This window comes from Herbidospora sp. RD11066, from assembly GCF_054661255.1.
On record NZ_BAAGDO010000056.1, the window covers coordinates 1 to 368 of the forward strand.

1 protein-coding gene is annotated in these 368 nt (G+C 56.0%); it reads right to left on the reverse strand.

Annotated elements, in window-relative coordinates; genetic code table 11:
* Window positions 1–368, reverse strand: a 368-nt coding sequence (locus ACYQ78_RS39320) for a hypothetical protein (protein ID WP_459806092.1), incomplete at both ends; no start/stop codon positions are given.

Genomic DNA, 368 nt, shown 5'->3' on the forward strand with positions numbered 1-368 from the left:
TCCCAGGACACTGACCTTGGTGGTGCTCAGTTGTGGCGGAGTCCCGGACCAGGCCACACCCAAAGAAGCTCCAGCTGCAATCTCTCCCATGGCTGACACCAAGCCTGCGACACCAGCAGAGCAAATGGCATCCACGTTGAGGCTCAAGGCACAATCTGAAGCTGCCAAGGCCAGCTTGGCAGCAAGGTTGCCCACCCAAGCACCCAGGATGGCACCGTTTACCTGGCAAGCCAACTCAGACTCACCATCACGAGGTGCAGGGCAAGTGCGAATGATGGCATTGATGTCATCACCCATACCCACCACTGAGACAAATGCCTCCAAGATGTTGAAGGAGCATTCTGCCATTCCAGCAAGTTTGGCCTTTT